The organism is Amycolatopsis sp. NPDC059021, from assembly GCF_042739895.1.
In the GTDB taxonomy this organism is placed as follows: domain Bacteria; phylum Actinomycetota; class Actinomycetes; order Mycobacteriales; family Pseudonocardiaceae; genus Amycolatopsis.
In genome coordinates, this window is record NZ_JBHYIQ010000084.1 from 2,425 (window position 1) to 5,358 (window position 2,934).

At 67.6% G+C, this 2,934-nt stretch carries 2 protein-coding genes; both read left to right on the top strand.

Going from position 1 to position 2,934, the window contains the following annotated elements; all coding sequences use genetic code 11:
- Positions 1 to 32: 32 nt before the first annotated feature.
- On the top strand, positions 33 to 1,187 hold the full coding sequence (hemA, locus tag ACFWX1_RS35810; RefSeq protein WP_378394238.1) for a 5-aminolevulinate synthase: 1,155 nt from the start codon (positions 33 to 35) through the stop codon (positions 1,185 to 1,187).
- A complete protein-coding gene (locus ACFWX1_RS35815; RefSeq protein ID WP_378394227.1) occupies positions 1,184 to 2,725 on the top strand; it encodes an AMP-binding protein in 1,542 nt (513 codons plus the stop codon). Before hemA ends, ACFWX1_RS35815 begins: the two co-directional genes overlap by 4 nt.
- The last annotated feature ends 209 nt before the right edge of the window (positions 2,726 to 2,934 follow it).

The window sequence follows — 2,934 nt, forward strand, 5'->3', positions numbered from 1 at the left end:
CCCGGCCCCGGCGCGGGGGGTGGGGGTCTTTGATGTCCTCCGCGGCTGCGCCCCCCACAGCGTCTGGGGGGGGGGCCCCCCCCCCCCCCCCCCCCGCCCCCCCCCCCCCCCCCCTCGACACTCATGGCGTCGGCTCCGGAGGTTCCCGGAACATCGGCGGGAACAACCATTACCACGTCCTCCTGGAAAACGAACTGGCGGATCTGCACGGCAAGGAAGCCGCCCTCCTTTTCACCTCGGGATACACGGCCAACGAAGGTGCGCTCACCGTGCTGGCGGGGATGCCGAAGGACACCGTCGTGTTTTCCGACGCGAAGAACCACGCCTCGATCATCGACGGTCTCCGGCACAGCGGCGCGCAGAAGCAGATCTTCAGGCACAACGACGTCGCGCACCTGGAAGAGCTGATTGCGGCCGCTCCCGCCGACTGCCCGAAGCTGATCGTGGTGGAAACGGTCTACTCCATGTCGGGCAACGTCGCGCCGCTCGCCGAGATCGCCGACATCGCGGACAAGTACGGTGCCACGACCTTCATCGACGAGGTCCACGCGGTCGGCATGTACGGCCCGCAGGGTGCCGGCATCGCCGCGCGGGAAGGCATCGCCGACCGGTTCACGGTCGTGATGGGTACCCTGGCAAAGGGTTTCGGCACGGTCGGCGGCTACATCACGGGACCGGCGGCCCTGGTGGACGCGGTGCGGACCTACGCGCGCTCGTTCGTCTTCACCACCTCGCTGCCGCCGGCGGTGGCGGCCGGTGCGCTGGCGTCGGTTCAGTACCTGCGATCCTCCGATGTCGAGCGAAAGATTCTCTCGGAGAACGCGCGGCTGCTGCACAGCCTTCTGATCGATGCCGATATCCCGTTCATTTCGACGGACTCCCATATCGTTTCGGCCTTCGTCGGTGACGACGACACCTGCAAGCAGGCGTCCCGGCTGCTGTTCGAGCGGCACGGGATCTACGTCCAGTCCATCAACGCCCCCAGCGTGCCCGCCGGCCAGGAGATCCTGCGGATCGCTCCGTCCGCCGTGCACGATCAGAACGAAGTCGAGCACTTCGCCCAGGCCCTGCACGGAATCTGGAAGGAATTGAACATCCCGGCCGCGAGTGCCCGGGACTGGTTCACCTCCGAGTTCCGCGGCGACGGTGCCCGCACCGTCGCGAAAGACGGACTGCTGTCGCGATGACCACGTCAGTTGCCGCCGTGCTGGCCGATGCGGCGGCCCGGCGGCCCGGCCACTCGGCCGTGATCTATGAGTCCGAGCATTTCACCTACGAGTGGCTCTGGGAACAGGCACGTCGCTACGCCTCCGTGCTGCGCGCCAACGGGGTTCGGCCAGGAGACCGGGTCGCTCTGCTCCTGGTCGACACCCCGCGGTTTCCCGTGGCGTACTTCGGCGTGCTGGCGGCGGGCGCCGTCGCGATCCCGCTGAATGTCACGTCGACCGCGTCGGAGATCGAGCACGTACTGACCGACGCCGACGCCCGCTTTCTGGTGTGCGCCGCCTCATTGCTCGCCCAGGCGAGGGAGGCGGCGGAGCCGCTCGGCACGGTGCTTCTCACCGTCGGCCCAGGCCCCGCGGGCACTGTCGACCTGGAGAACGCGGCACAGGACGCGGCGCCGATCGACGAGCCGGAAGCACGTGAACCCGACGATGTCGCGGTCGTGTTCTACACGTCCGGCACGACGGGTGCGCCGAAAGGCGTGATGCTCACTCACCGGAATATTCTGTACAACGTCGAGGGAATGGTCACCACTCCGTACGCGTTCCGGAGTGACGACGTATTGCTCGGGTGCTTGCCGCTGTCGCACGGATTCGGTCAGATTTGTGGCATGCTGACCGGCTTCCGCGCCGGTATCTCCATCGTCCTGATGTCGAAGTTCTCCGCGCGGGAGGCTCTCGCGCTGATGACGGAACACCGGTGCACGGTGTTCATGGGCGTGCCGACGATGTATTTCGGATTGCTCGACGCGGTGGCGCAGGGCGGGCAGGTTCCCCGGCTCGACCGCGTGTACAGCGGGGGATCGGCGCTTCCGGCCAAGACCCTCGACGAGGTCCGAAGCGTGTTCGGATGTCCGGTGTACGAGGGCTACGGGGCGACCGAGACCTCCTGCAGCGTCGCCTATCACTATCCCGGCCTGCCTTTCCGGTCCGGAACGGTCGGCGTGCCGATCAACGACATCACCGTCGGCATAGCCCGGCCGAATGCCGGCGGCATCGATCTCCTTCCCGTCGGCGAGGTGGGCGAGATCGTGGTGTGCGGTCCGACCGTCATGGCCGGATACCTCGGTCGCCCGGATATCACCGCCGAGGTCGTGATCGACGGCTGGTTCCGCACCGGCGATCTCGGCAGGCTGGACGACGACGGCTACCTCGCGGTCGTGGGCCGGAAGAAGGACCTGATTCTGCGTGGCGGCTACAACGTCTATCCGCGCGAAATCGAGGAGATCCTCGTCGGGCATCCGGCCGTGGCGCAGGTGGCGGTCGTCGGTGTTCCGCATCCTGCGCTCGGTGAGGAGGTCTGGGCGATCGTGGTGCCTGCCCGGCCGGAGGACGTCGCCGAGGGATCGGGCGAAGAAATCATCGAATGGGGAAAACAGCGTCTCGCCGCTTATAAGTACCCTCGTCGCGTCGAGTTCATCGACGCTCTGCCGATGGGGCCCAGCGGAAAAGTTCTCAAGCGGATGCTCGTCTCGAAATACGAGTCGGCCGTCGGTGCGTGAATCGCGATCAGGAGCGGTGTGCGCCGGGGAACACAGCGAAGCATTATCGGCAGGCGGCGGTATGCGGCTGACCGGCCGCCACAGAATCACATGGGCGTGGGGGCCCCCGCGCGCGGGCGGGGGGGGAGCCCCCCCCGCACCCGCGGGAGCGCGCCAAATGAGTGTGGGGGGGGCCCCGGGGGTGTGTGGACCCCGCGCGCTCACACACT